The organism is Enhygromyxa salina (assembly GCF_002994635.1).
Classification (GTDB): Bacteria; Myxococcota_A; Polyangia; order Nannocystales; family Nannocystaceae; genus Plesiocystis; species Plesiocystis salina_B.
The window spans coordinates 357,225-381,325 of the sequence record NZ_PVNL01000135.1; the positions used below are offsets into that span (position 1 = coordinate 357,225).

The following is a 24,101-nucleotide window of genomic DNA, read 5'->3' on the forward strand; positions in this document are numbered from 1 at the left end:
GCTGCTCGAACACCCGTACGGCACGACGTGCGACCCTCCATGGACATGGGATCCACACAGCAGTTCGCCATCGACGTCGAGCTCCCGATCGCCCGGCCGCCCGACTTCGTGTGGGCGGCGCTGACCGACTGGGAGGCAGCGGGCGCCTGGTTTCGCTCCGGGATCGAGCGCGTCGAGCCGCCGCCGGACGGCACCCGCAACCTCACCATGGTCAGCTTTCACTTCGGGAGCGAGGTGGAGGAGCGCTCGATCCAAAACTGCAAGCCGCCCGAGCACCTCGACCTCGTGTGGGCCGAGCGTAGCGTCATGGTCGTGCACAGCTACACCCTGCGGCGCCTCGATGACGGCAACACTGCCGTCCGGCTGCGCGTGACGGTCGGGTCCGACGGCCTCGGCGTTCTCTGGCGTCGGCGCATTGAGAAGCGAGTCGTCGCGGCCGACCGCGAGCAGCTCGACCGCTTCAAGGCCTGCGTCGAAGCTCGGTAGCAACGAACAAAAAGTCTGTAGGCTCGATCGCAGCGACACCCCGCAGCGAGAGGACCGACGGGGTTGCGTGTGTCACTCGAACTCGAATCGATGCCGGTGGCCGGGTCGTGCGCCCACCGTCCGCCCGACTCGCCGTTCAGTGATCCGTATTCGATCTTCCGGGATCCAGTTATGGGCCGGCCCCGAGCTCGCTGCTATCGCGAGCCAACATGCGGGCGATCGAATACCGACGATACGGGCCACCAGAGGTCCTCACCCTGACCAACGTGCCCAAGCCGACCCCGCAGCCCGACGAGGTGCTGATCCGGGTGCGGGCCACGACGGCCACGGCTGCCGACGCGCTGATGCGCCGGGGCGAGACCTTGCAGGGCCGGCTCGTGCTCGGTCTGCTGCGGCCGCGGAGCCGGTTTCGGATCATGGGGATCGAGATCGCCGGCGAAGTCGAGGCGGTCGGACGATCCGTTCGCAGCTTCGCCCAGGGTCAGCGGGTGTTCGGATTCTGCGGGTTCTCGCTGGGCGGCTACGCGGAGTACTGCTGCTTGCGCGAGACGGCGTCGCTCATCACGATCCCCGATCAGCTGAGCTACGAGGACGCGGCCGCGCTGGTCGACGGGGTGACGACGGCGATCTTCTTCTTCGACAAGGCGAAGCTCCAGCGTGACGAGCGGGTGCTGATCATCGGCGCGTCGGGCAGCGTCGGATCGGCGGCGGTCCAGGTCGCCGCGCACCGGGGCGCCGTGGTGACTGGGGTGTGCAGCGGTCGCAATCGGGAGCTCGTCGAGTCGCTCGGGGCCGACGATGTGATTGACTACACGCGCGAGGACTTCACCGAGACAGGCCGGACCTGGGATGTCATCTTCGACACGGTGACCAAGACGACCTTCCGACACGCCAGGCGAGCGCTCGCCGACGGCGGCCGCTACCTGCCGACGATCGGCGGGCTCGGGGCGTTTGTCCGCTCGGCGTGGTCGCGGCGAGTCGGCCGAAGGAAGTTCGTGTTTGGGATGTCGGTCGACAAGCACGCCGAGCTGCGGCAGCTCGAGCAGCTCGTGGCCGAGGGCGCCGCTCGTCCGGTCGTCGACCGACGTTACCCGCTCGAGGATCTGGCGCTCGCGCACGCCTACGTGGACACGGGCCGAAAGCGCGGTAACGTGGTCATCACCGTCGACTGAGATCCTCACTTGCCCCCGCCCATCACCATCGAGTCTGTCGCCCAGATCCACCAGATGCTCGGTATGGGCGCGGTCGTGGATCCGCTGATTACGTTCATCGACAACCACCGCGACAAGCCGATCGAGCCGCTGGTGATGAACGTCCGAATCGTCTCGCGCCTCTACGCGATCAGCCTCAAGAACGGCAGCGAGTGTGGGATCAACTACGGACGCCGGAGCTACGACTTTCAGGCGGGCAGCCTGATGTTCGTCGCGCCCGGTCAGGTCGTCACGCCGATCGCGGAACCCGACCAACCGCGCCCCGACGAGCCGAGCTGGACCCTCATCTTTCACCCCGATCTGCTCCGCGGCACCGCCCTGAGCGATCACAAGCGCAGCTATCGATTCTTCGACTACGCCAGCCACGAGGCGCTGCACGTCAACGACGAGGAGCGCCGGGTCGTGTGCGACATCGCCGACAACATCCGCGCGGAGTGCAGCGAGGGCCGAGGAGCCGACGGCCACAGCCGCGAGCTGATCGTGGGCAACCTGGCGCTGTTGCTTGGCTACTGCAAGCGCTTCTACGCGCGCCAGTTCGACACCCGGGCCCACGCCGACAAGGACATCGTCATCCGGTTCGAGGCGCTCCTGCACCGCTACGTCGACTCGGACCGGCTCACACACGAGGGGATGCCCAGCGTGCAGCTGTGCGCCCGCGAGCTGGGGCTGTCCCCCAACTACCTCAGCGATCTGCTGCGCCAGGAGACCGGCCTCAGCGCGCGTCAGCACATCCACGACCGGGTCGTGGACAAGGCCAAGGACCTGCTGCTTGGATCCGAGCAGACTGTCGCGGAGGTCGCGTACGCGCTGGGGTTCGAGTACCCGCAGCACTTCTCGACGCTGTTCAAGCGCAGGACCGGCGTGTGCCCGTCGCAGTTTCGGGCCTGACGAGTCCGTGTCAGGTCGCTGGCGCCCGCAAGCGGACCTAAAGCGGGGCCCGAGCTGACCACACTGCGCGAGTACACGCAGCCTCAGTTTCGCGCGCAGCGAATGCCCGCGCCGAGCCAATACGCAGCAGCGGAGCCCGGGAAGCGCTTGGCATTGCGCAGGCTGACGACGTTGTAGTTCCACGATCCGCCACGCAGGACCCTCGCGCCGTTGCCCGAGACGTTGCCGCAGTCCTGACAGTCGTTGCCCGCGCCCGCGTACCAATCGGGATCATGGAAATCCAGCGTCCACTCCCAGACCGAGCCAGCGACATCGTGCTGGCCCCAACGCGCGGCGCCGTTGGGGTGGGCGAACACGTTGATGTGGGTGCTGTTGTTGCTCTGGTTGTAGTTGGCGAGTGAGCCGCTCGCACCCGGCTGTCCGAGCGCCCACCGCTCGAACCCCGCTCAGGGATTCGAGATCAGCACGCTCAAGCCGTTGCTGCCGTCGCTCCCGACAACCAGGTCAGGCTCGCCGTCCGCGTTGAGATCGCCGACAGCCATCGCTATCGCGTTGGGCTTGGCGTGAAACAGCACGGCGTCATAGAAGCCGCCCCATCCATCGCCGATCAGGATCCCGAGGTTCCCGGGGCTGCCGTCCCGCGCGGTCGCCAGATCGGGGATGCCGTCAGCGTCGAAGTCAGCGGTGACGAGCGGGGTCGGGTTCGTGAAGGAGGTCGGGAAGTCGAGCAGCATCGGGTGGAACATGCCCTGACCGGTCCCGTAGGCGACGCGAATCGAGCTGGCGGTGTAGCGGGCGGCCGCGAGGTCCACGTGACCGTCGAGGTCAAAGTCGTCGATAGCCACGAAGGGCAAGTTCGCGCTCATCGGCAGGTATTGCTCGTTGACCCCGTCGAATTCCCCGTTCCCAAAGTTGTAGAGGATTGTGGGCACACCGGAGGACGCACCCACGATCAGCTCGGGCGCGCCATCGTCGTTGATGTCTGCGGCGAAGATGTTGGTGGGTCCCCCGGAGCTCTCGATGTCGTATGCGGTCTGGGCCCCGAACACGCCCGCGCCGTTGTTCAGGCGGACGGAGACCTTGCGGTCGCCCGAGTCGCCATGAGCGAGGTCGAGGTCTCCATCGAGGTCGAGGTCGGCGAGTAGCACACCGCGAGGCGAGTTGAACGTGACGTACTCGGTAAAGGTCGAGAACGCGCCAGCACCATCATTGAAGTGGATTCGAACGCGGTCGGTATTCGCGGATGGGGTGACCGCGTCGATGTCGCCGTCGCCATCCACATCACCGACAGCGAAATCGCCGGGCACGCTCGGGACGGCGATGCTGCTGACGGCCACGAGCGCGCCCGTGCCGTCGCCAGCATACACGCGCAGGGTATTGCTCGCGGTCACGAGCACATCGACATGCTCGTCGCCCGTGACTTCGGCGATCTCGACGTCCCAGACAGTTGACAGCGCGTACTCGGCGGTCGGCAAGAAGCACAGGTCGCCCGGGTACGGCAGCCCGTTTCCACAGCCGGGTAGGCCTGGCTCCGGCTCCGGCTCTCCCATGTCCGGCAGGCCGCCGGTCTCTGTCTCTGTCTCGGAGTCGGTGTCAGTGGAGTCGGTATCGGTGTCGGTCGAGTCGGTGTCGGTCCCAGTGTCAGTGTCGGTGTCGGTGTCGCACCCAGGATCGGGGTCGCCGTCACCGTCACCGCTTCCGTTGCCCGTGCCGTTGCCTGTGCCGTTGCCTGTGCCGTTGCCGTTGCCGTTGCCGTTACCGTTTTGAGGGTCACAGGCGGTGGAGAGTGAAAGGGCGAGCAAAAGATTGACGGAGAGTTGGAGCTTGGTCATTTGGTACGATCTTCCGAGTGGCGATATCAGTGCGTCTGATATCGGCTGCATTGGCAGCCACCATTGAGCAACGATGGCCGCAATTGTCCTGGAGTCAGCGGCCAACGTTCAATTACGACGTCGGATGCACCCCCACGCCAAATTTATTCACAGCCCAGTTTGCCTACACGTCGCCCACCCATGCGCACAGGCGTAGAGGAGTACATCTATCAACTCGCGGTAGGGGTGGTGGCGTAGGCGAAGTCACGCAACCGTGACGGCCGGAAGCCGGAGACCCAGCTCGGGGGGAGCTCAGTCTCGGTGATCTCCGCGGTCGCAGCGGGCGCGCTCGTGGTCGGGACTTCCGCCGTCGCGCAAGCAGTCAGCCATGAGCACGCCAGGATCCCGAGCGCGCGTCGCATGAGTGTCATTCGGCCATCGCGATTTTCGACTGTCAACCGCTCGGCCGGGTCGAGCGCTACCGCTCCACCACCTCGATCGTGATCTGATCATAAATGATCACGCTCTGATTCGGATACGGCAGGTGATCATTATACTGCAACCCAATCGAGAACGTCACAGGGCCCGCCTCCGTGAACCGATCTGCCGGGATCCTCGCAGTCGCCGTGGTCCCGCTGACCCCCACACTCTCGCTGGGGCGCAGGCTCAGCACATAGTCACCATTACAGGTAATGGCATTGTTCAGGCACGCCGGATAGTCCGACAGCATGTACACGTGCGCGTGGCCCTGGGGCACGACCGCGCAGGCGGGCAGGCACATGGCAGCGTCGGGGCCCCAGGGATCGCAGGGGTCCTCGACCCGACAGTCTTCGCCGCTCTCGACGAAGGCGAAGTTGCGCGCGGCGACGGTGACATCGAGCGCCTCACCGAGCACGTGCACATACCCTGGCAGCGGCGAGACGAGCGCAGCCTGGGGCCGCGATGGGTTCTCGGCTTCGAGATAGAACACGGCCGAGCCAGTGGCGCTTGGGTTGGTGTAGGGCGTGCCGTCGCCGTAGACGGCCTGAACGAGCAACCGATGGGCCCCCGGCGCGAGCGAGCTGATGTCGAGCTGGGCGCCCTGCGAGATGATCGAGGTGGTCGAGATCTCCGTGCCTGCGATGCTGACCACGAGCTTGCCCTCGCCCTCGGTCTTGGCGTTGCTGTCGCTGACCGTGAAGTCCTCGGCGGTGTAATTCACGGTCAGCGTGGCGGTCCCGAACTGCACGTTCTGCAGCGACTCGGGCCCGGTGACCCGGACGTGGGGGCCGCTGTCGTCGACGCAGCGGAACTGAAAACAGGTCTGGGTCTCGCCGCACTCGGTGCTGGTCTGGCAGTAGTAGACATCCGACAGGGTCTCGTCGAAGTCGGCGGTGTAGCAGGCGACCATGCCAGCGAGCGCGAGCGTGGCAGGCAACACGAGAGCGAGTGAGCGATACATGGCGGGTGTCCTTAGAAGCGACCGTGGAGTAGCAGGCCGGCGTGGCCGGGTCCGAGGCTGGGGACCAGCGTAGCGTGGGCGCCGGCGGCCTTGTTCTGCTTGGCCAGGCCGACCGCGAGCAACGCGACCCCGGTGAGCGCGACGGCGCCACCGACCGAGATCGTCAGGACCTGGTTGAGCTGCGCTGCGCGGCCGCTCGAGTCGAGCCCGCGGGCCTGCTCGAGCGTGACCCGCTCGGGGTTGCCACCAGAGACGACGTCGTCGAGCGACTTGGAGAAGTCGCTGGCGCGCAGGCCAAAGACCACACCACCGACTGCAGCGACGCCCACCCCGACACCGGTCAACACACCGCCCGAGATGATCAGGCCACGACCTGGGTTGCGCTCGGGCTCGGGCTCGGGCTCGGGCTCGGGCTCGGGCTCGACAATCGGCGGCTGCTCGGCCTGCTCGGCCTGCTTGGCCTTCTCGAGCTCGATCTGCTCGTTGATGCGCTGGATCTTGTTCTCGGTGTTGACCTGGTCCGCGGGCTGCTCATCGAACGCGCTCATGTACGAGCGCAGGTAGGCCTCGTAGGAGATCACGGCCTGCGCGAGGTTTCCGAGCGCCTCCTGACACAGGCCAACGTTGTAGTGAAACACCGGCGACGGGTAGAGGCTCTGGGCGTCGAGAAACAGCTGCAGGGCCTCGCCATAGTTGCCCGCGTCGTACGCCGCCTTGCCGTCGTTGTAGGCCTTCATGGCCCGCTGCTCGGTGTCGATCTCGGACTTGGCCGTGGCGTCGTCCTTGGCCGGGGCCGCGAGCGCTAGATCGGGGAGCGACGCGGTGACCAGGCAAACACCAACGGCGAGCGTGCAGTATTTGAGTTCGTGCAAGTCGGCAGATCTCCCGCGCGAACTATATCAGCGCCGCTGGTAGACAGCCACGCGCAGGTACTGGCCCTCATCGTGGCCTGGCGCGATCGGGTGATCGGGGCCCGCCCCCCACCGCGCGACTCGGGCCATTGAAGTGGAGCCAGCCGCGTCGAGCACCGCGCGCTCGAGCTCATCCCAGCCGAGGTGGTGACTGCACGAACACACGCCGATGACCCCAGCGTCAGCGAGCCGCGGCAGCACCCGCGACAGCGTGCGGGCCATCGCCTTGATCGCCCGCGGGAGATCTCGCCGGCTGCTGGCGATCTTGGGTGGGTCGAAGATCGCGGCGTGAAACGGACCACCGACGGTCGGACCGTCGAGCTGCGCGAGATCGCCGAACATGTCGGCGGCCACGGCCTGGATCTGATCCGCGACGTGGTTGGCGGCCGCGTTGTGGCGCAGGTGATCGAGCGCGGTCGCGCTCTGATCCACCGCGACGATCTGCGCGCGCGGACACGCGGCCGCCATCGCGACAGCAAAGCCGCCGACGTGACAGCCGAGGTCCAGCACCCGCGGCGCGTCGATCGACCGGGCGGCCACGAGCTCGGCGAAGCGCCGACGGTTGTCGCGTTGATCGTGGTAGGCCCCGGTCTTCTGCATCGCCGGGGCCGCTGACGGCTCGGCCTCGCCCTGCCCGCTCGGCGCCCGAAACGGGGCCGTGAACGTCAGGCCGTGCTCGAGCCACTCGAGCGCGGGCGGTCCGTTGCTGGTCCCGTCGCGCGCGTGAATCTCGAGCCCGGGAACAAACCCCTCGCGCGCGGCCGCCGACTGGGCCATCAGCAGGATCTGTCCGCCTGGCACCGGCGCGCGCGCGCTCAGCCACGCCAAGATCGCGTGGCGCCGAGCGGCCATCGGCGCCGTCGTGATCTGCACGACGCGCCAGTCGCCAAATCGGTCGACGACCACACCCGGGAGACCGTCGCCCTCGCTGTTGACCTCACGATATCCGGTCGTGACTTCGCGGGTGGCCTTCGCTGCCAAACCCAGCGCCTCACGTCCGCCCAGCGCGGCGGCCAGACGTCGCTCGAGCCAGTCCGCTGCGGGCGGCTGCGGGCCTGCGCTGAGCACCCGCAGCAGGATCCGTGACTCGGGCGAGTACAGGCCGTGCGCCACCACCTGACCGCGATGATCGACGAGCTCGGCGATCGCCGTTGGATCGGGGGGCCCAAGCACACGCGCGACCTGGCGCTCGCGGATCCATCGGACGCGACCCGGATCGATCCGGCCCGCGTCCCGACGCAGCTCGATGCGTACGACCATCCCGCGGGATGCTACCCGTGGGACCCGATGGGGGCTATGTTCGCTGGAGTGTCGAACCTGCTCTCGCTCGTGCTGCTGCTCGCTGCGCCGTCGATCGCGGACAGCCCGGCGCCCGCGCCCGCGCCCGCGCCCGCGCCTGAGGGCCCACCTGCACCGCCGCCGAAGGTCGAGGGTCCGGCCCCCGACGCTCCACCGCCCGACGCTCCGCCGCCCGACGCTCCACCGCCCTCGCTGACCTCCGACCCCGACGCCAACCCAGCCGGATCGATCCCTCCCAACTCGCGCAACAGCGCGGGCGGATCACCGTGGGGCACGCCAACCCAGAGCCAGAGCCAGAGCCAGAGCCAGAGCCAGAGCCAGAGCCAGAGCCAGTACCCGCCGTCGCCCGCCGAGTACGAGTACCCCGAGCGCGACCTCGACGAGCTCCCCTACGGCGCGACAGCGGCTCGCAAGTCGGCGGTGCAGCGCAACAACGACGTGCTGGTTCGCCCGTTCTCGCGGCCGGTCTACTCGATCGCGGCCTCGGGTCGGTTCGGGACCTTGCTGACCGGCGGTGCCGAGGTCGTCCAGCCATTCGGCTACGGGTTCGCGGCGCAGCTGCGCATCCACTTCGTTGGCGTGCTCAAGTCGCGGTTCGGCGTCGAAGTCCACGCCGGCCACACCCGCTTCACCCAGAGCAACCAGTACGAGGGCGTCGACGGGGGCACCGCGATCAAGCGAATCACGCTGCTGACCGACACCGACTTCAGCGCGGGCCCGTCGCTGCAGATCCCGCTTGGGCCGCTGTTTTTGCAGTTTGGCGGCAGCGGTGGCGTGGCGCTCTCGACCCTGTTTCGCCCCCACTCCGCCGACTCCAGCGACGACGAGACCGTGAGCACGAGCAACTTCATGCTGCGCGGCGGTGTGAGCCTTGGCGTGCCTGTGCTCAATCGACACGGCCTGACGATCGGCGCGGGCGTGCATCACATCTTCTCGCCGCGCGAGGTCGTGATCGATCCCCAGGCGGCCGAGCCCGCGACGACCCGTCCGTTTGGGACCTGGCTCGAGATCCTGCTCGGCTATCAAATTTGGTTTTGAGGCAATCTGGTCTTGACAGGCCTCAGCCCGCAATCGCGGCTGCGGGCTGACTGGATCGGATCCGCAGGCGATACACGCTATTTTCGGTCTCGACGTAGAGGACCGCGTCGTCGGAGGTCGTCAACACCCGACGGACCGACGTCGTCACCATGCGCCGACCATTTGGATCGCGAAACAGCACCATGCCCCGACCGACGACCGGGGTGGACAGCAGGTAGCCTTCGTAGATCCGGCCGACCGTGGACGTGTTCAGCGAACCATCCCGGGCAGTTCGGATCTTCGTTGCGACCACCGACAGCACCGTCTCGTAGAGTATCGCCGAGGCCGCAAGGGCGCCACGGCATTTTTGGGGCTCGATCCTGCGCGGTGGGCTTGCACTCGCGCGCGGCCAACGGCACCAGCACGCGCTGGAATGGTCTAAATGGCATGTGCACCGATGTGGGACGGGTGGGCGGTACCTCCGCGAGCTCGAGCCGCGAAATCTGCCACCGCGTGAATCGTGGCTCGCTCTAGATCGGCTTGGCGGCCGGCGCGGCTCCGCTCGCGTTCGTGCGAGCGCGCTTCGGTGGCTGATACAGGCGCGCGATCGAGTCGACGGCGACCCAGCCCTCGAGCCCACCAGGAAGCCGCACGCGCAGCCAGCCGGAACGCTGGTCCAGCACACGAACGCGGGAGCCGCCTTGCATCGTGAATGCCACGGGAAGATGTGCGCCGGGTCCCTCACGAACCTCGACGACCGTGTCGAGCACGACTGCGTCTGGGTGATCCGCGTCGGCGGTGATCGCCAGCGCGTGCAGACCTCCGCCGAGGCCAAACGCCAGCGCGAACACCAGCACCAGCGCGCGGCCGATCCCGCGGGACTCGCCCGCCGTGCCCATGCGCGCACGCCAGCGACGCACGGCCACGGTGCCGACCAAGAGCCACGCGCTGATCAGGCTGATCCACGCCAGCGCCTGCCCGGCGAGCACGCCGACGACGAGATCCCACCAGGTCGGCGGGCGGGAGATCCTCGCGTCGTTGACCTCGGCCTGAACCTCGGCCTGACGGCGGACGATGCCACGGTTGCGGCGCGCCGCCTCGGCGACCTCGACGCTGGGCCGCGCCTCCGGCTGCAGCGCGCGCTCGAAGTGATAGGTCGCCCGGCCGAGCTCGCCCAGCTGCGCGTACGCAGTGCCCAGGTCGTAGTCGAGCTGAGCGGAGCGGCCCGGCAGCAGCTCGAGCGCCCGCTGCCAGTGCTCGATCGCCCCGGCCCAGTCGTTGGCGGCGGCCGCTTCGCTGCCCGCGGCGTAGGCGTCGTCGACCACGTCCGCGCGGGCTTGGCTCGACCAGCCGAGCCCGAGCGCGAGTGCCAGCGCGAGCCCACGTGCCACCCCACGCCCACGCCCACACCCGCGCTGGCGCCCGACTGCCTGCCCACATCCGTAAACCTCAGCGCTCATGCCCGCCTCCAGGTGCGACGCCCGAGCAGCGCCCGCGCACGCTCGAGGTGCTCGCGCCGCTGGGCGACGTCGCCGCTCCCGGCCCCAAACCGCGCGGCGTCGCAGGCGTCGAGCAGCTCGCGCAGCTGCGTGACCTCCTCGGCTGCGACCCCGCGCTTGTCGAGCAGCTTCATCAGGCGCTCGCGCGTGAGCCCGACACCCTCGGACCCAGCCCGCTGAACCGCGGCCGCCTGCAGCAGCGCGGCGAGGTTCGGATAAAAGCCCTCCCCGCTGTCGACCGCGGCGTTGGCTTCGTTGAGCAGCGCGCGGCGGCGTGCCAGCTCCTGGTTGCGGGCCCGCGCGTCGTCATCGGGGCCGAAGCGCTCGCGCAGCTTGGCGCCGAGCCAGCCCAGACCCAGCACGGCGGGGGCGGCGAGGCTGCCCACCCACCAGCGCTTGGAGGTCAGCCTGCGCTCGCGCGGCGTGACCCGGGGCAGGGTGTCGCTCGCGATCGCTGGCGCGAGCAGCTCGTCGTCACCGCGCTCCCCCCCGTCGTCGCGCTTGCTCGTGGGCTCGGGAGCCGGGGCCGCGTCGGGGTTGGCCTCGACCACCAGCTTGATCGGCTTGGATTGGGCGACTTTGTACTCGCCCGCGTCGGGATCGAAGTAGGGCAGCTCGAACGCGGGGATCTCGAGCTCGCCGGCTTCGTCGGAGATCACCAGCATCGTGTACACCCGCGAGCCCTGCAGCTTGGCCTTGCCGAGCTCGAACTTGGGGGTCTCGGGCTTGGGCTCGTAGCTGCGCAGCCCCGCGAGCGACGGCGGCTCGGGCAGCTCGATCAGGGCGATGTTGCCGGTCCCCGAGATCCGCAGCGACAGCCGCACGGCTTCACCCTGGGTCAGCTGGGCGCGATCGACCTCGGCGGTGATCCGAAACTGCCCGACGCTGTTGGCTCGAAACCCCTTGGGCCGGCCCTCGGTCGGGAGCGGCTGGACCTCGATCGCCAGGCCGCGACCCATGAAGGTCTGCGGCGGTCCGCTGCCCCCGAAGAACGGCCCGGTGAGCTCCTGCAGCTGGACCTCGGGACCGCCGATCGTCAGCGTCCCGGCCTTTTGCGGGAACAGGGCCCGGCGCATGGTCTCGTGGACGCGATAGGGCACGCCGCCGACCAGCCGCTGCTCGGTGTTGCGACGCTGCTGCTGTTGCTGCTGGGCGGTCTGCAGATCCTCGGACCAGAAGTCCTTGAAGGTCGGCGCCGCGGCGATCGTGAGGTTGCCGCGAGCCCGCTCGTAGATCTCGAGCTCGTAGATGATCTGCTCGCCGACGTACGCGGTGGCCTTGTCGACGACCGGCCACACGATGACCTCGGCGTCGGGGCTGGTCGGCGCGTCGCTGGCCTTGTCGTGCTCGAGTTCGGGCTCGTAGTCCTCGCCAGTGGCGAGCAGCGTGGGCGTGGTCGCGGGGCGGTAGACCTGACCGGCGATCTCGACCTCGACTTTGATCGGGTGCTCGCCCGCGGCCCGGGGGGTCAGCACGTAGGTGAAGGTCTTGGTCGAGCGCCGGACCGAGCGGCCGTTGCTGTACTCGACCGACATGCCCGACGAGGTCCCGCGCGAGCTGACCGCGACCTCGTCGAGGCCAACGAAGCGCGGCGACGGGATCGACTGGCCCTCGGTCGAGACCTCGACCTGGAGGTACACGGACTGGCCAACGTCGATCTGCGCGCGCCCGAGCGTGGCGTGGACCTGGACCTCAGCGGCGCGGGCGAGCGACGGGAGCCCAGCCACGGCCAGCGCGGCGACGCCTGTGATCGCCGTCGCCACGAACCGACGCCGGGGCATCGCCCGTGGAGCCGGTGAGCTGGCGCGCGTCACCAGTCCTTCTCCACTTCGCGGTTCGACCCGCGCGGCCGGCCGAACATGAACGCGTCTCGACGATCGAGCTCATCGAGCGCGGAGTCGAGATCGCCTGACTCGATCGGCTGAGGCTGAGCCTCTTGCTGCTCACCGGGCTCGGGCTCGGGCTGCTGTTGCTCTTGCTCTTGCTCTTGCTGGTCCTGCTCGCCGTCCTCGCCGGGTTGCTCGTCCGGCTTGTCTTGCTCTTGCTGGTCCTGCTCGCCGTCCTCGCCGTCTTGTTGGTCCTGCTCTTGGTCCTGCTCTTGCTCGCCGTCCTGCTCGTCCTGCTCGTCCTGCTCGCCGTCTTCGCCCTCTTCCCCCTGCTCGCCGTCCTCGCCGTCCTGCTTGTCCTGCTCTTCTTGCTCTTCCTGCTCTTGCTTGTCTTTTTCCTCTTGCTCTTGCTTGCGCTGCAGCGCGAGCTCGAGGTTCCACTTGGCGTTCTCGTGATCCGGCTGGGCGCGCAGGCACTCGATGTAGGCCTCGATCGCCGCTTGCCAGTCTTCGGCCGCCATCGCCAGGTTGCCCAGCTCGTAGTGCGAGGACGCCCGGACCTGGACGTCGCTCGACTCGGTGCCGTGCTCGAAGGCCGCCCGCGCGGCGTCGTGGTCGCCCTGCGCGAGCAACACCAGACCGCGGTCGTAGTACAGCTCCGCTCGCTCACCCCGCCGCGCGACCGCGGCGTCGAGGCGCTCGGCCGCGGTGTCGAACTCGCCGGCTTCGTACGCCTGGATCGCCGCCTCGACGTCGGGATCCGTGCTCGCCAGCGCCGTCGACAGCCACCCCGGCTCGTCCTGATTGCCGATCCCAAACAGTCCGACAGCAGCGAGCAAGATCAGCGCGTTGGCCCTCATGACTGCGGCTCCTGAAGCTTGGGGTTGGTGGGCTTGGCGCTGGCACCCACGAGGTGGGCGTCGCGTCCCTGGGCCGCTGGTGGCCGGCGGCGATCACCGATCGCAAGCGCCCCGCACAGCAGCAGCACCGCGGGGATCAAGAAGAACAAGAAGCCCTCCTCGCGGTGGATCTCGATCGAGTGCTCGCGCTGGGCGGCGGCGAGACCCTCGACCAGCCCGCGGACCTCGTCGAGACCAAACTGATCGGCGTCGACGTGGACGTACTCGCCCTTGGTCGCCTTGGCCAGGCTCTGCAGCGTCTCGGCGTCGAGCCGGGTCATCTGCGGCTTGCCCTCGGCGTCGGTCGCGTAGCCGGTCGGCTCGCCGTTCTCGTCGTAGCGCATGATCGGCTCGCCCGAGGTCGAGCCGATTCCAACCGGGTAGATCCGGATGCCCAGCTGCGCAGCCTTCTGGGCCAGCTCGAGCGGGCGCCCCAAGGTGTCCTCGCCGTCGGTCAGCAAGATGATGATCTGGTCGGCCCGCTCGGCGACCGCCGCGTCGTCGTCGTCCGCACCGGGCAGCAGCCCAGCGTCGATCTCCGACTCGTCGTTGCCACCGTCACGCCGGACCGCGACCAACAGCTCGATCGACTTGTCGAGCGCCTTGCCGATCGCGGTCCCGCCGGGGTTCTCGAACCGGGGATCCGCGTGGCTCAAGAACAGCGAGAGCACGCCCATGTCGCTGGTCAGCGGGAACGCCCGGGTCGCGCCCGCGAACACGACGACGCCCACGCGATCGCCCCGACGGCCCGACTCGTCGAGGAACCGGGTCAGCTCGGCCTCGAGCCGCTCACTGCGGCTGGGGTACACGTCCTGGGCCAGCATCGACTTGCTGTAGTCGACCGCCAGCACGATATCGAGGCCGCGGGTCGGCAGCACCTTGGCCTTGCCGCCATACTGCAGCCGCATCATGCCGAGCACGACCGCCGCGAGCGCCAGCACGGTCAGCAGCGCACGGATCAAGCGCTTGCCGGGATCCACCGTGGCCAGCAGGCGCGCGAGCAAGATCGGGTTGCCCAGGCGCTCGACCGCCGCGCGACGCTGGCGGGCGGCCCACAGGTACGCCGCGACCGCGAGCGGGACCAACAGGCCCAGCCACGCATACCCGAGCTTGGCGAACACCAGCTCCGCGAGGTTGGCCCCGGACTCGACCTCGACCCACGCGTGGGCCAGGGGCTGCTGCCACCAACTCATGGGAACCTCCGCAGCCGAGTAGTTCGCAGACCAATATCGAGCATGAGCAGCAGCAGCACCGGCCACAGCAACCACCCAAACAGCTCGGCGCGGATCTGCTCGCCCTCGATCTCGGACCGCTCGAGCTTGTTGAGCAGATCTTGAAAGCTGGTCTGCAGCTCGCCGACGTCCTCGGCCAGGTAGGCGTAGCCCCCGGTCGCGCTGGCGAGCCGCTCGAGCTGGCCCGGATCAATGCTGGCCGCCCCGCTCGCCTGCCGACCCATCAGCACCGTGTAGATGATCACCCCGCGCTCGGCGGCCTTCTGCGCGACCGAGTCCGGGTCGACCCCGTCGGCGTTGTGGACCCCGTCGGTCAGCAGCACGATGATCTTGCTCGCCGCGGGTGAGTCTTCCAGGCGGTTGAGCGCGACCCCGAGGCCCGCCCCGATCGCCGTCTGGGTCCCGTCGATCACGCCGAGTCGCAGCTGCGCGATCAGGTTGCGCAGCACGCCGTGATCCATGGTCAGCGGGGCGATCGTCGAGGCGTTGGTGCCAAACACGACGAGCGCGACCCGGTCGTCGTGGCGGCGGGCCACGAAGTCGTCGATGACCAGCTTGGCCGCGGTCAGGCGATCGGGGCGCAGGTCGTCGTTCTTCATCGACTCCGACAGATCCAGCGCGATCGCAATGTCGATGCCCTCGTGCTCGATCCGCTCACTCAGCCGGGTCGACTGCGGCCGCGCGCAGGCGACGATCAGCACCAACACGGCGCCCAGGCGCAGGCCGTCGGGGAGGTCGGCCAGGTAGGTCGCAAACCCGCCGCCGATCCGATCCAGGCTGCGCTTGCGGGTGAAGTGCATGGTCGCGGGCCGCGGCGCCAGCCAGGCCCGCAGGCCCATGGCCGCGAGCGGGATCGGCAGCAACAACAGCCACAACGGCTGCCCGAAGATCACGTGGCGGACCCCGTCGCCGAGCCGCGCCGCGATCAGGCCCAGGCTGATCGCCGCGGCCACGACCCCAAATCCGAGCGTGCGCAGGTACCAGCTCACGGTGAGTCCCCCGGCGCGCGGTCTTCGGCTTGGTGGGTGTCGGCTTCGGGCGATGGCGCCGGCGGTTCGGCGTCGCTCGGGTCTGCAGGCGGCGCTTGCTTGGCGACCGGCTGCGGATCCGCGGGCCGCCTCGCGCGGGCGCGCTCGCGGTCGGCCGCGGCGTCCTGAGCAGCGCCCGGCTCGCCCGCGACCTTGTCCTGGCCCTCGTCTGGGTCCTCGACTTGGCCCTCGACTTGGCCCTCGACCGGCTTGCTGCGATCGACCATCTCGCGCACGACCTCCAGCGCCTCGCGTGCCTCGTCGTTCGAGGGCGACAAGCGGGCAAACTTGACCAGATCGCAGTCCTGCAAGAACGTCATCACCTGCTTGGGATCCAGCGGCTCGACCCGCAGCTGGCCCCGCCGCAGCGCATCCTGGATCTCTTCGGTGGTGCGATCCAGGGCCTCGAACCCAAACCGCCCGCCAACGTAGCGCTTGGCGATCTCGGTCAGCCGCAAGTAGTAGTCCTGGTAGGCGCCGTTCTCGATCAGCGCCTCGCGCTGCCCGGCCAGGGTCACCAGATCAGCCAGCGCGCGCTCGTGCGGGGGGACCGGCGGCGGCAGCACGACCGGCCGCTCGCGGCGACGCCACATCACGAACAGCGCAGCGAGCACGCTCGCCAGCAGCACGCCCGCCAGCACCGAGTAGATGATCACCGCCAAGCTCACGTTGGGGTACTCGAGCGAGATCATCGGGTCCTCGCCGCGCAGCTGCGGCTCGGCCTCGTTGACCAGCAGGCTCTCGACCACGAACACGTGGGGCGGGACGGCGTAGGTGTGGACCGCGTCGTCGGGGTCGATCCAGGTGACCGGGAAGCTGGGGACCTCGGCGGCTCCGACGTCGAAGTGCTGCAAGGTGATCGTGAACCGCTGGCGCAGATCGTTGCCGGTCGACTCGACCTCGCCCTCGACGATCGAGACCAGCTCGAGCGGGGCAAAGTCGAGGCCGTTGGGCAGGTTGATCGCGTGGTCCCGCGGGTAGGCGACGATGACCTCGAGGGTCAGGAGATCACCGATGTGCGAGGGATCCGGCGTCAGCCGGGTGGTCACGGTGATCGGCGCGTCCGCGCTGCTCGCTGGCTGCTTGCGCGGCGCGACCGGCGGGGCAGCTGGGGCAGGCGCCGCGAGCTCGGGCTCACCGGTCTCGGCGCCGCCCGAGGTCCCGGGATCCACGGGTGGCGACGCAAACACCAGCGCCAGCGCCAGCAGGGCCTCGCCGATCACGACCGGCCCCCTTGCGACCGAGCGGACGCGAAGCGGCCGACCGTGGCGACGTGCAGGACGTGCAGACAGCCTGTGAGGGACAAGGTCACTTCCGCATCCTCCTTGCGCGCCGCTCGAAGAACCGGACCATCGGCTTCTCCCAGTTCTCGCCGCAGCGGATCGTCATGGCCTCGAGCCGCAGGCGGTTCATGAGCTTGTCAAACCCTTCGCGCTCGCGGGCGACCTGCTCGCGGTAGCGCTTGGCCCGACGCCCGCCGAGGTCGATGACGCTGATGCCGCCCAGCTCGAGCAGCTCGAGATCTTCGACGGAGACGAGCCCGAGGTTGGGCAGGTCGAGCTCGATCGGATCTTCGACGCGGACCGGGATCATGTCGTTGCGTCGGCGCACGAGCTTGAGCGCGCGCTCGAACGCGGCCGCCCGGTTGCCCGACCCCGCCTGCCCGGGCCCGGCGCCCCCGAGCCCGGCGTCCCCGAGCCCGGCGTCTATGAAGTCCGAGATCAGGATCACGACAGCGTGGCGGCGGCCCAGCCGGGCCATGGTCTCGAGCCCGACGGTGAGGTCGGTCCGGCGGCTTGCGGGCGGGTGCGTGAGGATGTGCTGGACGACCGCGAGCACGTGCTTGCGACCGCTGCGGGGCGGCACGAACACCTCGACGCGATCGCTAAACCCGATCAGCCCGACCCGGTCGTTGTTGCGGATCGCCGAGAACGCAAAGGTCGCCGCGAGCCGGGCGACCAGGTTGCGCTTGTCCGCGTTGGTCGAGCCCAGGTCCAAGCTCGCGGACATGTCGACCAGCAGCATGACCGTGAGCTCGCGCTCCTCCGTGAACAGCTTGACGTGGGCCTCGCCCGTGCGGGCCGTGACGTTCCAGTCGATCGAGCGGATGTCGTCGCCGGCCTCGTAGGCGCGGACCTCCGAGAACGCGACGCCGCGGCCCTTGAACAGCGACTGATACGAGCCCGAGAGGTGCTGATCGACGAGCCGCGAGGTCTGGATCTCGATGCGCCGAACCTCGCGCAGCAGCGCCATCGTGGCTTCGCGTGCCTCGGCTTGGGTCGGACCGGGAGCTGTCACGGTGAGTTCTCCTCAGGTCAGGGCACGTGGACGTGCTCGAGGATCACGCGGACGATCTCTTCGACCGTCTTGCCCTCGGCCTCGGCCTCGTAGGACAGGATCACCCGGTGGCGAAGCACGTCGGGGGCGACCGCCTTGACGTCCTCGGGCGAGACATAGCCGCGGCGGCGCAAGAACGCGTGGGCGCGCGCAGCCTGGAACAGCGCGATCGAGGCCCGCGGTGACGCGCCAAAGTCGATGAAGGGGGTCAGGCCGGGCAGCTGCGCGCCAGCTGGCTCGCGCGTGGCCCCCACGACCGAGACGATGTACTCGCGGACCGGACGCTCGACGATGATCTGCTCGAGCACGCGCCCGACGTTGGCGATGTCTTCGGCCGTGATGATCGACTCGACGTTGGGGATCCGCACCTCACCGGGGACCGCCATGCGATCGATGATCGACAGCTCCTCCTCGGGGTTCGGGTAGCTGACCCGGATCTTGAACATGAAGCGATCGAGCTGGGCTTCGGGCAGGTTGTAGGTGCCCTCCTGCTCGATCGGGTTTTGCGTGGCCAGGACCAAGAACGGACGGCCCAGCGGGTAGGTGGTGTCGCCGATCGTCACGTTGCGCTCGGCCATGGCCTCCAGCAGCGCGCTCTGGACCTTGGCCGGCGCGCGGTTGATCTCGTCGGCCAGCAGCAGGTTGGTGAAGATCGGGCCCTGCTTGTTGGTGAACTCGCCCTTTTGGTGGTTGTAGATGACGGTCCCGAGCACGTCGGAGGGCAGCAAGTCGGGGGTGAACTGGACCCGCTTGAAGTCGAGCTGCATGCAGCGGGCGAGGGTGTTCACGGTCAGCGTCTTGGCCAGACCCGGGGCGCCCTCCAGCAGCACGTGGCCGCCGCAGATCAGGCCCATGAACACGCGTTCCACCATGTCCCGCTGGCCAACGATGACCTTTTGGACCTCTGAGAAGAGCCGGTCGACGAACTCGCTTTCGCGCTCGACCAGCTCGTTTTTTACGCGGATGTCGTATGCCGAAGTCATGATCTCGGTGTGGGGGGTGTCGACCCGCCGTTCGCGGAGCCGCCTGCTCGGTGCTCACTCCAGAGCCCATCGCAGGCGGTCGGGGCCGGAGTATATGCCGGGCGGCCGCGAACCCAAGTCGCGAGGGCATATTCCGGGTCCCGCACACTTCCCTGGATGCCCGCTGAACAGCCATGCGCCGGACACGCGGGCGCACTTTGACATCAGCTGCGCCGGAGACTAAAAGGCGCGACCATGGCGATTCGCGACCCCGAGCGCTACTTCGATAGCCGAACGATCAAGCGACACCTCAAGCGTGGGCACGCGTCAGAGGCAGACTATCAGGCGTACCTCGACGCGTTGCCGGACCTGGCGGACAACGTCAAGCCCAACGACGAGGGTGGCGATGACGACGGCTTCGAGAATCGTGGCAAGCGGGGCCAGGCATCCAGTGAGCCGCGTCCGCTCGGCCTGCGGGCGACCATGCCCACCCGCGTGGCCTACGACGACGACGACGAAGACGACGACGACGACGATGATGATGATGACTACGACGACGATGAGGACGACGACGACGACGCGCCCAGCGTCCCGGCCGTCTCCGTCGTCGCCGCGCCCGTCAGCCAGGCCGCGCCCGTCAGCCAGGCCGCGCCCGTCAGCCAGGCCGCGCCCGCCAGCCAGGCCGAGCCCGTCAGCCAGGCCGAGCCCGTCAGCCCGCCGAGCCCGGTGAACGTCGCCGCGCCGATCGTCGACAGCCCCGTCGGCGGCAGCATCGCCAGCCAGACCGCCGACGAGCCCCCCTCGGGCTCGCTCCCCGACGCCTGATCCCGCGATCCCTCGTCACATGTCCAGTGCGAAACTGGCTAGCGGGGGTCTAAAGTAGCCGCGGTGCCGCGCCTTCGAGTCAGCTTACAAGTCTTCGGGGTCGCGGCGCTGTTGGGCCTTGGCTGTCGCGAGATCGAAGCCCCCGCGCCCAACCAAGAGATCCCGGGTCCCGCCGAGCCGAGTCAGCTGCAGGTCGACAGCGAGCCCGTCCGCGCCCAGATGACGCTGCCGGACTTCGCTCGGGTCGCGCAGGTCGTCGGGCCTTCGGTGGTCGGTGTGATCTCCACGGTCGACGTCGGCAGCTCGCGGATGCGCGGCATCGGCTCGGGCATGGTGGTCTCCGTTCAGGGTGAGATCCTGACCAACGAGCACGTCGTGCGCGACGCCGCGTCGATCAAGGTTCAGCTGTCGGATCACACCCAGGTCGACGCCGACATCGTGGTCGCCGATCCGCTGTTCGACCTCGCGGTCCTGCAGCTGCGCGGGACCTTCTCCACCTTGCAGCCGGTCCGGTTTCGCGCCCCCGAGCGACCGCCCACACCCGGCGAGTGGATCATGGCGATCGGTCAGCCGTTCGGGCTCGGCGACACGGTGACCGTCGGCGTGATCTCGGGGCTCGGGCGCGACCACGCCGACCTCGGCCGCCCCCCAGATCTCGACCCCGAGGGGATCTGGTCGTTCATCCAGACCGACGCGTCGATCAACATCGGCAACTCCGGCGGCCCGCTCGTCGACCTCGACGGACGGGTGCTGGGCATCACCACCGCCGTGCGCCAGGACGGCCAGGGTCTCGCGTTTGCGATCCCCTCGGCCATGGCGCTGCAGTTCATCGACGAGGTTCGCACCTACCGACGCATGCGCCACGCTCGGCTGGGCATTCAGGCCCGCAATGACAACGAGGTCGACGGGCTCCCCACCGCTGTCCGGGTCACCCGCGTCGACCCCGACGGCCCTGGGGATCGCGCCTCGCTCGCGGTCGACGATGTCATCTTGAGCATCAATGGCCGGCCGATCACGCGGGTGTCCGAGGTCGCCTACCTGAGTCAGCTCGCGGGCGTCGGCGCCGAGGTCACGCTCACGGTCCGGCGGGCGATAGATCAGCGGACCGAGCAGGTCATCATCATTCCTGAAATGGCGAGCTAGAGCGAGGATCAGACCACGCCGGTCCCGATGCCCTCGGGCACGTGCTCGAGCGCGTTGGCGAGCTGCTTGGCGAACAGCGTCAGCAGCTCGCCGCGCTTTTGCACGCGGGTCGCGTCGTCGGCCCCGGCGGCCACCAGCGCGTCATAGTGGTAGCGCGCGAGCTCGATCTGCGTCACCTCGGCGGTCTGAAATCCGAGCAGCGGCCAGATGAAGCTCTCGACGGCGTGCTCGGGGACCCGGGGATCCAGGCGCCAGCGGTTGCCGAGCATGAAGCGATCGTGGGCCTCGAGCGCGACCGCGAGCGGGTGGCCGAGCAACGCCGAGATCGCCTCGCGGCTGCGCAGCAGACGGTCGACGATCTTGAACGCCTCGAGCCGCGCGCGGCGGTCTGCGGCCGGGTAGCGCTCGTCGTCGCGGCGAAACCCCAGCCACGACATGAACTCGTGGTTGTGTCGCCACGCCAGGCGCTGGGCCTCGACCTCGGCGACCAGCTTGGCGATCCGGCTCGAGTGCCGGCGCTTCATGGCGACGCCGGTCTCGGTCATCTGATCGCGAACAGGTCGCGAGAAGCTGCCGATCGCGGCCTCGCTGCGCAGCTCGTCGACGGCCTCGAGCGCGAGCCCGACCGCGACGCCAACCCGCGCGGCGATCTGGATCGTGGTGCCGACGATCTGCTGGTACAGCCCCGGCATGACCAGGCGCAACCCGCCCTCGTCGAGCCCTTCGACCTGATCGAGCGCCTCGAGCTTGGCCTTGGTCAGCGAGCCACGGGCCTCGGTGACGACGGCGTACCGTTCGTCATCCGCGCTCGCGGCGACGTGCGCGAGGAAGACGTCTCGGGCCGTGGACATGCGCGAGGAATTTACGCCGGGATCGCGAGCCTTGTCACTTTCTTTGCTGGGGCGCTGCGCTCGCGCTCGACCTCGCGTCCGCACCGCGAACCTTGCTGCGCTCATGGCCCGCGATCGGTGGCGAGTGGGGTATGGTCCGCGGCGATCATGCACACGCACCACGCCATCGACTACATCGAGCTGTCAGTGACTGATCTCGCCGAGGCCAAGCGCTTCTACACGGACGCGTTTGGCTGGGCGTTCAATGACTACGGCCCGACGTATGCTGGCATCCAGGGTCCCGAGCGAGAGGTCGGCGGGCTCGCGCAGGCCGACGAGGTCACGGCGGGCGGACCCTTGGTCGTGCTCTACTCCAACGCGCTGGACGCGAGCGTCACGGCGGTCGAGCGCGCGGGTGGACGGGTCGTCGTGCCACCCTTCGAATTTCCCGGAGGCCGACGCTTTCACTTCTCTGATCCCAGCGGAAATGTCCTCGCAGTTTGGACTCCGCACACCGCGTGAGCGCTGGCACGTCGAGCACTCGACCACATGCGCAGCGGCTAGATTTTGCAGGCAGCGCGAGCCCTACGGCGGCATCTCGATCGGTGGTCAGCCTGCGCTCAAAATGATATCGCAGCGGTCCAGCCCGTGGACTGACGTGATGACGCGCCGACTCGAACTGCCCCAGCAGCCTGCCCTCCCCTTCGCCGTGCAGACGCTGGTCAACCCCAGCCAGGCCACGCTGCGCGAGCTCGCGCTGAAGCACACGCCGTACTGCGTGCAGACCGTGCACGGGAGCATCAACAAGGTCGCCCGCAACAAGGCGCGGATGGCCCAGTACACGTACATCATCGACCGCGCGGGCAAGCCCGAGGCCTACTCGCACGCCACGATCGGCGCCGAGCAAGCGCAGCAGCTGATCGATCAACAGGCGGCCTACGTGCGTGACCAGGGCCAGCTGATCGTGGTCGAGGGCTACGTCGGCGTGGGCCCGCGCGCGGTCCCGGTCCAGTGGTGCTACACGCTCGAGGCCGCCAACATCGCCGCGATGCAGCAGGTCTTGGCGTTCCCGCGCGAGCGGGTTGAAGGGCCAGACGCCGCGACCCGAGCGTTCACGCCCGCGTTCAGGCTGGTCTACACGCCCGAGTTCGTGCCCGAGATGCCGGGCAAGCAGGCGATCATCGTCGACCTCGACAACTACGTCACGTACATCATGGGCGCCGACTACTTCGGCGAGAGCAAGAAGGGCGCGCTGCGGATGCTCGCCGCCCTGATGTACCGCAACGGCGGGCTCGTCATGCACGCGGGCGCCAAAGAGATCATCGACGGCGACGGGCGCGTGACGATGGGCATCCTCGGGCTCTCGGGCACCGGAAAGACCACCACGACCTTCTCCAAGCAGGGCGACGCGACCAAGCCCGTGCAAGACGACATGATCACGCTGTGGCCAGGCGGCGAGATCTCGGTGACCGAGAACGGCTGCTTCGCCAAGACCTGGGGCCTCGCCGAGGACACCGAGCCGGTGATCTATCGCGGCACGATCTCGTCCGAGGCGTGGATCGAGAACGTCTACCTCGACGCAGACGGCAACCCCGACTTCTTCAAGCGCGACCTCTCGCCCGCCGACGTCGAGCGCCTCCGCGACACCCTGATCGGCACGGGCGCGGCGGCCAACAACGTCGACGCCTACATCGCTGGCGAGGTGAAATTCGCCGACGTCGTCGACGACGGGATCCCCAAGGACGGCTGGGACTTCGTCATGTGGACAGAGAACGGCCGCTCGATCATCCCCATGAGCGCGGTCGAGGACGCCGCCGTGCTCGAGGAGCTCGAGGACTTGCACTCGCTCGGGATCCTCAACCGCGACGAGGGCCCCGACGCCGCGACACCCGGCCTGGTTCGCTTCACCAGCCCCGAGCAGGCGGCCGGCTATCTGATGCTCGGCGAGACCAGCAAGACCTCGGCGGCCGGCAAGGAGCGCGGCAAGACCCGCTCGCCGTTCACGCAGCCGTTCTTCCCGCTCGCGCACAGTCTTCAGGCCCAGCGGTTCTCAGAGCTCGCCGCCACGTTTGGGGCGACCTCGATGTGGCTGATGAACACCGGGTACATCGGCGGCGACGCCAGGGGCGAGGAGCGGGGCGAGGCGCTGAAGGTGAAGATCCGGCACTCGTCCGCGATGCTCGAGGCGATGCTCGGCGGTGAGATCGTGTGGGCGACCGACCCTGATTTTGGCTACGAGATCGTCGACGTGGACGCGCCCGCCAACGCTGCGCTGCTCGAGCGTGTGCCTGGGCAGATCTTGCAACCGCGGCGGTTCTTCGAGGAGTCGGGGCGGATGGACGAGTACACGGATTGGGTCGCGCGCATGAAGGCTGAGCGCAAGGCGTTTCTGGAGAAGTATGACGTGGCGCCCGCGATCATCGACGCGGTCGCGCGCGGGGCTTGAAGGGCGAGGG

The 24,101-nt window shown here is 68.6% G+C and carries 22 protein-coding genes and 1 pseudogene; 8 read left to right on the plus strand and 15 right to left on the minus strand.

Features of this window, described 5'->3' with window-relative positions:
* Window positions 1-45: 45 nt before the first annotated feature.
* The 3 genes from ENSA7_RS35700 to ENSA7_RS35710 all read left to right on the plus strand — a co-directional run bounded on the left by ENSA7_RS35700 (window position 46) and on the right by ENSA7_RS35710 (window position 2,585).
* Window positions 46-486: an SRPBCC family protein gene (locus tag ENSA7_RS35700; RefSeq protein WP_181234434.1), complete on the plus strand. Its 441-nt coding sequence runs from the start codon at window positions 46-48 to the stop codon at window positions 484-486.
* Window positions 487-695: 209 nt separating this feature from the next.
* Window positions 696-1,658, plus strand: a complete 963-nt coding sequence (locus ENSA7_RS35705) for an NAD(P)-dependent alcohol dehydrogenase (RefSeq protein ID WP_106093883.1) — start codon at window positions 696-698, stop codon at window positions 1,656-1,658.
* Window positions 1,659-1,667: 9 nt separating this feature from the next.
* On the plus strand, window positions 1,668-2,585 hold the full coding sequence (locus ENSA7_RS35710) for a helix-turn-helix domain-containing protein (RefSeq protein ID WP_106093884.1): 918 nt from the start codon (window positions 1,668-1,670) through the stop codon (window positions 2,583-2,585).
* Between the two features lie 83 nt (window positions 2,586-2,668).
* On the opposite strand, the pseudogene ENSA7_RS35715 reads toward ENSA7_RS35710, so the two are convergent.
* From ENSA7_RS35715 to ENSA7_RS35740, 5 genes and pseudogenes are all read right to left on the minus strand, one after another.
* A pseudogene (locus ENSA7_RS35715) lies at window positions 2,669-2,953 on the minus strand (formylglycine-generating enzyme family protein); the annotation flags it as partial.
* Between the two features lie 78 nt (window positions 2,954-3,031).
* Window positions 3,032-4,417, minus strand: coding sequence for an FG-GAP-like repeat-containing protein (locus tag ENSA7_RS35720; protein ID WP_181234436.1), 1,386 nt, complete (start codon window positions 4,415-4,417; stop codon window positions 3,032-3,034).
* A 457-nt stretch (window positions 4,418-4,874) separates the two neighbouring features.
* Window positions 4,875-5,837, minus strand: a complete 963-nt coding sequence (locus ENSA7_RS35730; RefSeq protein WP_106093888.1) for a hypothetical protein — start codon at window positions 5,835-5,837, stop codon at window positions 4,875-4,877.
* 11 nt (window positions 5,838-5,848) lie between these two features.
* Window positions 5,849-6,709, minus strand: a complete 861-nt coding sequence (locus tag ENSA7_RS35735) for a tetratricopeptide repeat protein (protein ID WP_106093889.1) — start codon at window positions 6,707-6,709, stop codon at window positions 5,849-5,851.
* Window positions 6,710-6,736: 27 nt separating this feature from the next.
* Window positions 6,737-8,008, minus strand: coding sequence for a class I SAM-dependent rRNA methyltransferase (locus ENSA7_RS35740; RefSeq protein WP_106093890.1), 1,272 nt, complete (start codon window positions 8,006-8,008; stop codon window positions 6,737-6,739).
* A gap of 48 nt (window positions 8,009-8,056) precedes the next feature.
* On the opposite strand from ENSA7_RS35740, the gene ENSA7_RS42780 reads away from it, so the two are divergent.
* A complete protein-coding gene (locus ENSA7_RS42780; protein WP_146158525.1) occupies window positions 8,057-9,085 on the plus strand; it encodes a hypothetical protein in 1,029 nt (342 codons plus the stop codon).
* Window positions 9,086-9,107: 22 nt separating this feature from the next.
* Here the strand turns inward: ENSA7_RS42780 and ENSA7_RS35755 are convergent, their stop codons facing one another.
* The 9 genes from ENSA7_RS35755 to ENSA7_RS35795 all read right to left on the minus strand — a co-directional run bounded on the left by ENSA7_RS35755 (window position 9,108) and on the right by ENSA7_RS35795 (window position 18,868).
* On the minus strand, window positions 9,108-9,377 hold the full coding sequence (locus ENSA7_RS35755) for a hypothetical protein (protein ID WP_146158526.1): 270 nt from the start codon (window positions 9,375-9,377) through the stop codon (window positions 9,108-9,110).
* A 217-nt stretch (window positions 9,378-9,594) separates the two neighbouring features.
* Window positions 9,595-10,524: an SH3 domain-containing protein gene (locus tag ENSA7_RS35760; protein WP_146158527.1), complete on the minus strand. Its 930-nt coding sequence runs from the start codon at window positions 10,522-10,524 to the stop codon at window positions 9,595-9,597.
* A complete protein-coding gene (locus tag ENSA7_RS35765; RefSeq protein ID WP_146158528.1) occupies window positions 10,521-12,377 on the minus strand; it encodes a BatD family protein in 1,857 nt (618 codons plus the stop codon). Before ENSA7_RS35765 ends, ENSA7_RS35760 begins: the two co-directional genes overlap by 4 nt.
* Complete coding sequence (locus ENSA7_RS35770) at window positions 12,374-13,249, minus strand: tetratricopeptide repeat protein (protein WP_106093895.1); 876 nt, start codon at window positions 13,247-13,249, stop codon at window positions 12,374-12,376. Before ENSA7_RS35770 ends, ENSA7_RS35765 begins: the two co-directional genes overlap by 4 nt.
* Window positions 13,246-14,481, minus strand: coding sequence for a vWA domain-containing protein (locus tag ENSA7_RS35775; RefSeq protein WP_106093896.1), 1,236 nt, complete (start codon window positions 14,479-14,481; stop codon window positions 13,246-13,248). The genes ENSA7_RS35770 and ENSA7_RS35775 overlap by 4 nt, the downstream gene beginning before the upstream one ends.
* Window positions 14,478-15,509 carry a VWA domain-containing protein gene (locus ENSA7_RS35780; RefSeq protein ID WP_106093897.1) on the minus strand — a complete coding sequence of 344 codons (1,032 nt, stop codon included), beginning with the start codon at window positions 15,507-15,509 and terminating at the stop codon, window positions 14,478-14,480. Before ENSA7_RS35780 ends, ENSA7_RS35775 begins: the two co-directional genes overlap by 4 nt.
* Window positions 15,506-16,771, minus strand: a complete 1,266-nt coding sequence (locus ENSA7_RS35785) for a hypothetical protein (RefSeq protein ID WP_106093898.1) — start codon at window positions 16,769-16,771, stop codon at window positions 15,506-15,508. Before ENSA7_RS35785 ends, ENSA7_RS35780 begins: the two co-directional genes overlap by 4 nt.
* An 85-nt stretch (window positions 16,772-16,856) precedes the next feature.
* Window positions 16,857-17,846, minus strand: coding sequence for a DUF58 domain-containing protein (locus ENSA7_RS35790; protein WP_244924021.1), 990 nt, complete (start codon window positions 17,844-17,846; stop codon window positions 16,857-16,859).
* 17 nt (window positions 17,847-17,863) lie between these two features.
* On the minus strand, window positions 17,864-18,868 hold the full coding sequence (locus ENSA7_RS35795) for an AAA family ATPase (RefSeq protein WP_106093900.1): 1,005 nt from the start codon (window positions 18,866-18,868) through the stop codon (window positions 17,864-17,866).
* 234 nt (window positions 18,869-19,102) lie between these two features.
* Here ENSA7_RS35795 and ENSA7_RS35800 point away from each other — a divergent pair, with 234 nt between their 5' ends.
* A complete protein-coding gene (locus ENSA7_RS35800; protein WP_106093901.1) occupies window positions 19,103-19,672 on the plus strand; it encodes a hypothetical protein in 570 nt (189 codons plus the stop codon).
* Between the two features lie 63 nt (window positions 19,673-19,735).
* Window positions 19,736-20,815 (plus strand): S1C family serine protease, encoded by a 1,080-nt coding sequence (locus ENSA7_RS35805; RefSeq protein WP_146158529.1) that lies wholly within the window; start codon window positions 19,736-19,738, stop codon window positions 20,813-20,815.
* Between the two features lie 8 nt (window positions 20,816-20,823).
* On the opposite strand, the gene ENSA7_RS35810 is transcribed toward ENSA7_RS35805, so the two are convergent.
* Window positions 20,824-21,666, minus strand: coding sequence for a hypothetical protein (locus ENSA7_RS35810; protein ID WP_106093903.1), 843 nt, complete (start codon window positions 21,664-21,666; stop codon window positions 20,824-20,826).
* Window positions 21,667-21,813: 147 nt separating this feature from the next.
* Between ENSA7_RS35810 and ENSA7_RS35815 the strand changes: the two genes are divergently transcribed.
* Window positions 21,814-22,167 carry a VOC family protein gene (locus ENSA7_RS35815; RefSeq protein WP_106093904.1) on the plus strand — a complete coding sequence of 118 codons (354 nt, stop codon included), beginning with the start codon at window positions 21,814-21,816 and terminating at the stop codon, window positions 22,165-22,167.
* Between the two features lie 139 nt (window positions 22,168-22,306).
* Window positions 22,307-24,091 carry a phosphoenolpyruvate carboxykinase (ATP) gene (locus tag ENSA7_RS35820; RefSeq protein WP_181234437.1) on the plus strand — a complete coding sequence of 595 codons (1,785 nt, stop codon included), beginning with the start codon at window positions 22,307-22,309 and terminating at the stop codon, window positions 24,089-24,091.
* The last annotated feature ends 10 nt before the right edge of the window (window positions 24,092-24,101 follow it).

What these genes read in the sequence shown, in the direction of transcription:
- ENSA7_RS35810 (WP_106093903.1), bottom strand. Translation starts at nt 21,666, where the DNA reads ATGTCCACGGCCCGAGACGTCTTCCTCGCGCACGTCGCCGCGAGCGCG.
- ENSA7_RS35800 (WP_106093901.1), top strand. Translation starts at nt 19,103, where the DNA reads ATGGCGATTCGCGACCCCGAGCGCTACTTCGATAGCCGAACGATCAAG.
- ENSA7_RS35730 (WP_106093888.1), bottom strand. Translation starts at nt 5,837, where the DNA reads ATGTATCGCTCACTCGCTCTCGTGTTGCCTGCCACGCTCGCGCTCGCT.
- ENSA7_RS35705 (WP_106093883.1), top strand. Translation starts at nt 696, where the DNA reads ATGCGGGCGATCGAATACCGACGATACGGGCCACCAGAGGTCCTCACC.
- ENSA7_RS35775 (WP_106093896.1), bottom strand. Translation starts at nt 14,481, where the DNA reads ATGAGTTGGTGGCAGCAGCCCCTGGCCCACGCGTGGGTCGAGGTCGAG.
- ENSA7_RS35820 (WP_181234437.1), top strand. Translation starts at nt 22,307, where the DNA reads ATGACGCGCCGACTCGAACTGCCCCAGCAGCCTGCCCTCCCCTTCGCC.
- ENSA7_RS35700 (WP_181234434.1), top strand. Translation starts at nt 46, where the DNA reads ATGGGATCCACACAGCAGTTCGCCATCGACGTCGAGCTCCCGATCGCC.
- ENSA7_RS35760 (WP_146158527.1), bottom strand. Translation starts at nt 10,524, where the DNA reads ATGAGCGCTGAGGTTTACGGATGTGGGCAGGCAGTCGGGCGCCAGCGC.
- ENSA7_RS35720 (WP_181234436.1), bottom strand. Translation starts at nt 4,417, where the DNA reads ATGACCAAGCTCCAACTCTCCGTCAATCTTTTGCTCGCCCTTTCACTC.
- ENSA7_RS35815 (WP_106093904.1), top strand. Translation starts at nt 21,814, where the DNA reads ATGCACACGCACCACGCCATCGACTACATCGAGCTGTCAGTGACTGAT.
- ENSA7_RS35740 (WP_106093890.1), bottom strand. Translation starts at nt 8,008, where the DNA reads ATGGTCGTACGCATCGAGCTGCGTCGGGACGCGGGCCGGATCGATCCG.
- ENSA7_RS35795 (WP_106093900.1), bottom strand. Translation starts at nt 18,868, where the DNA reads ATGACTTCGGCATACGACATCCGCGTAAAAAACGAGCTGGTCGAGCGC.
- ENSA7_RS35770 (WP_106093895.1), bottom strand. Translation starts at nt 13,249, where the DNA reads ATGAGGGCCAACGCGCTGATCTTGCTCGCTGCTGTCGGACTGTTTGGG.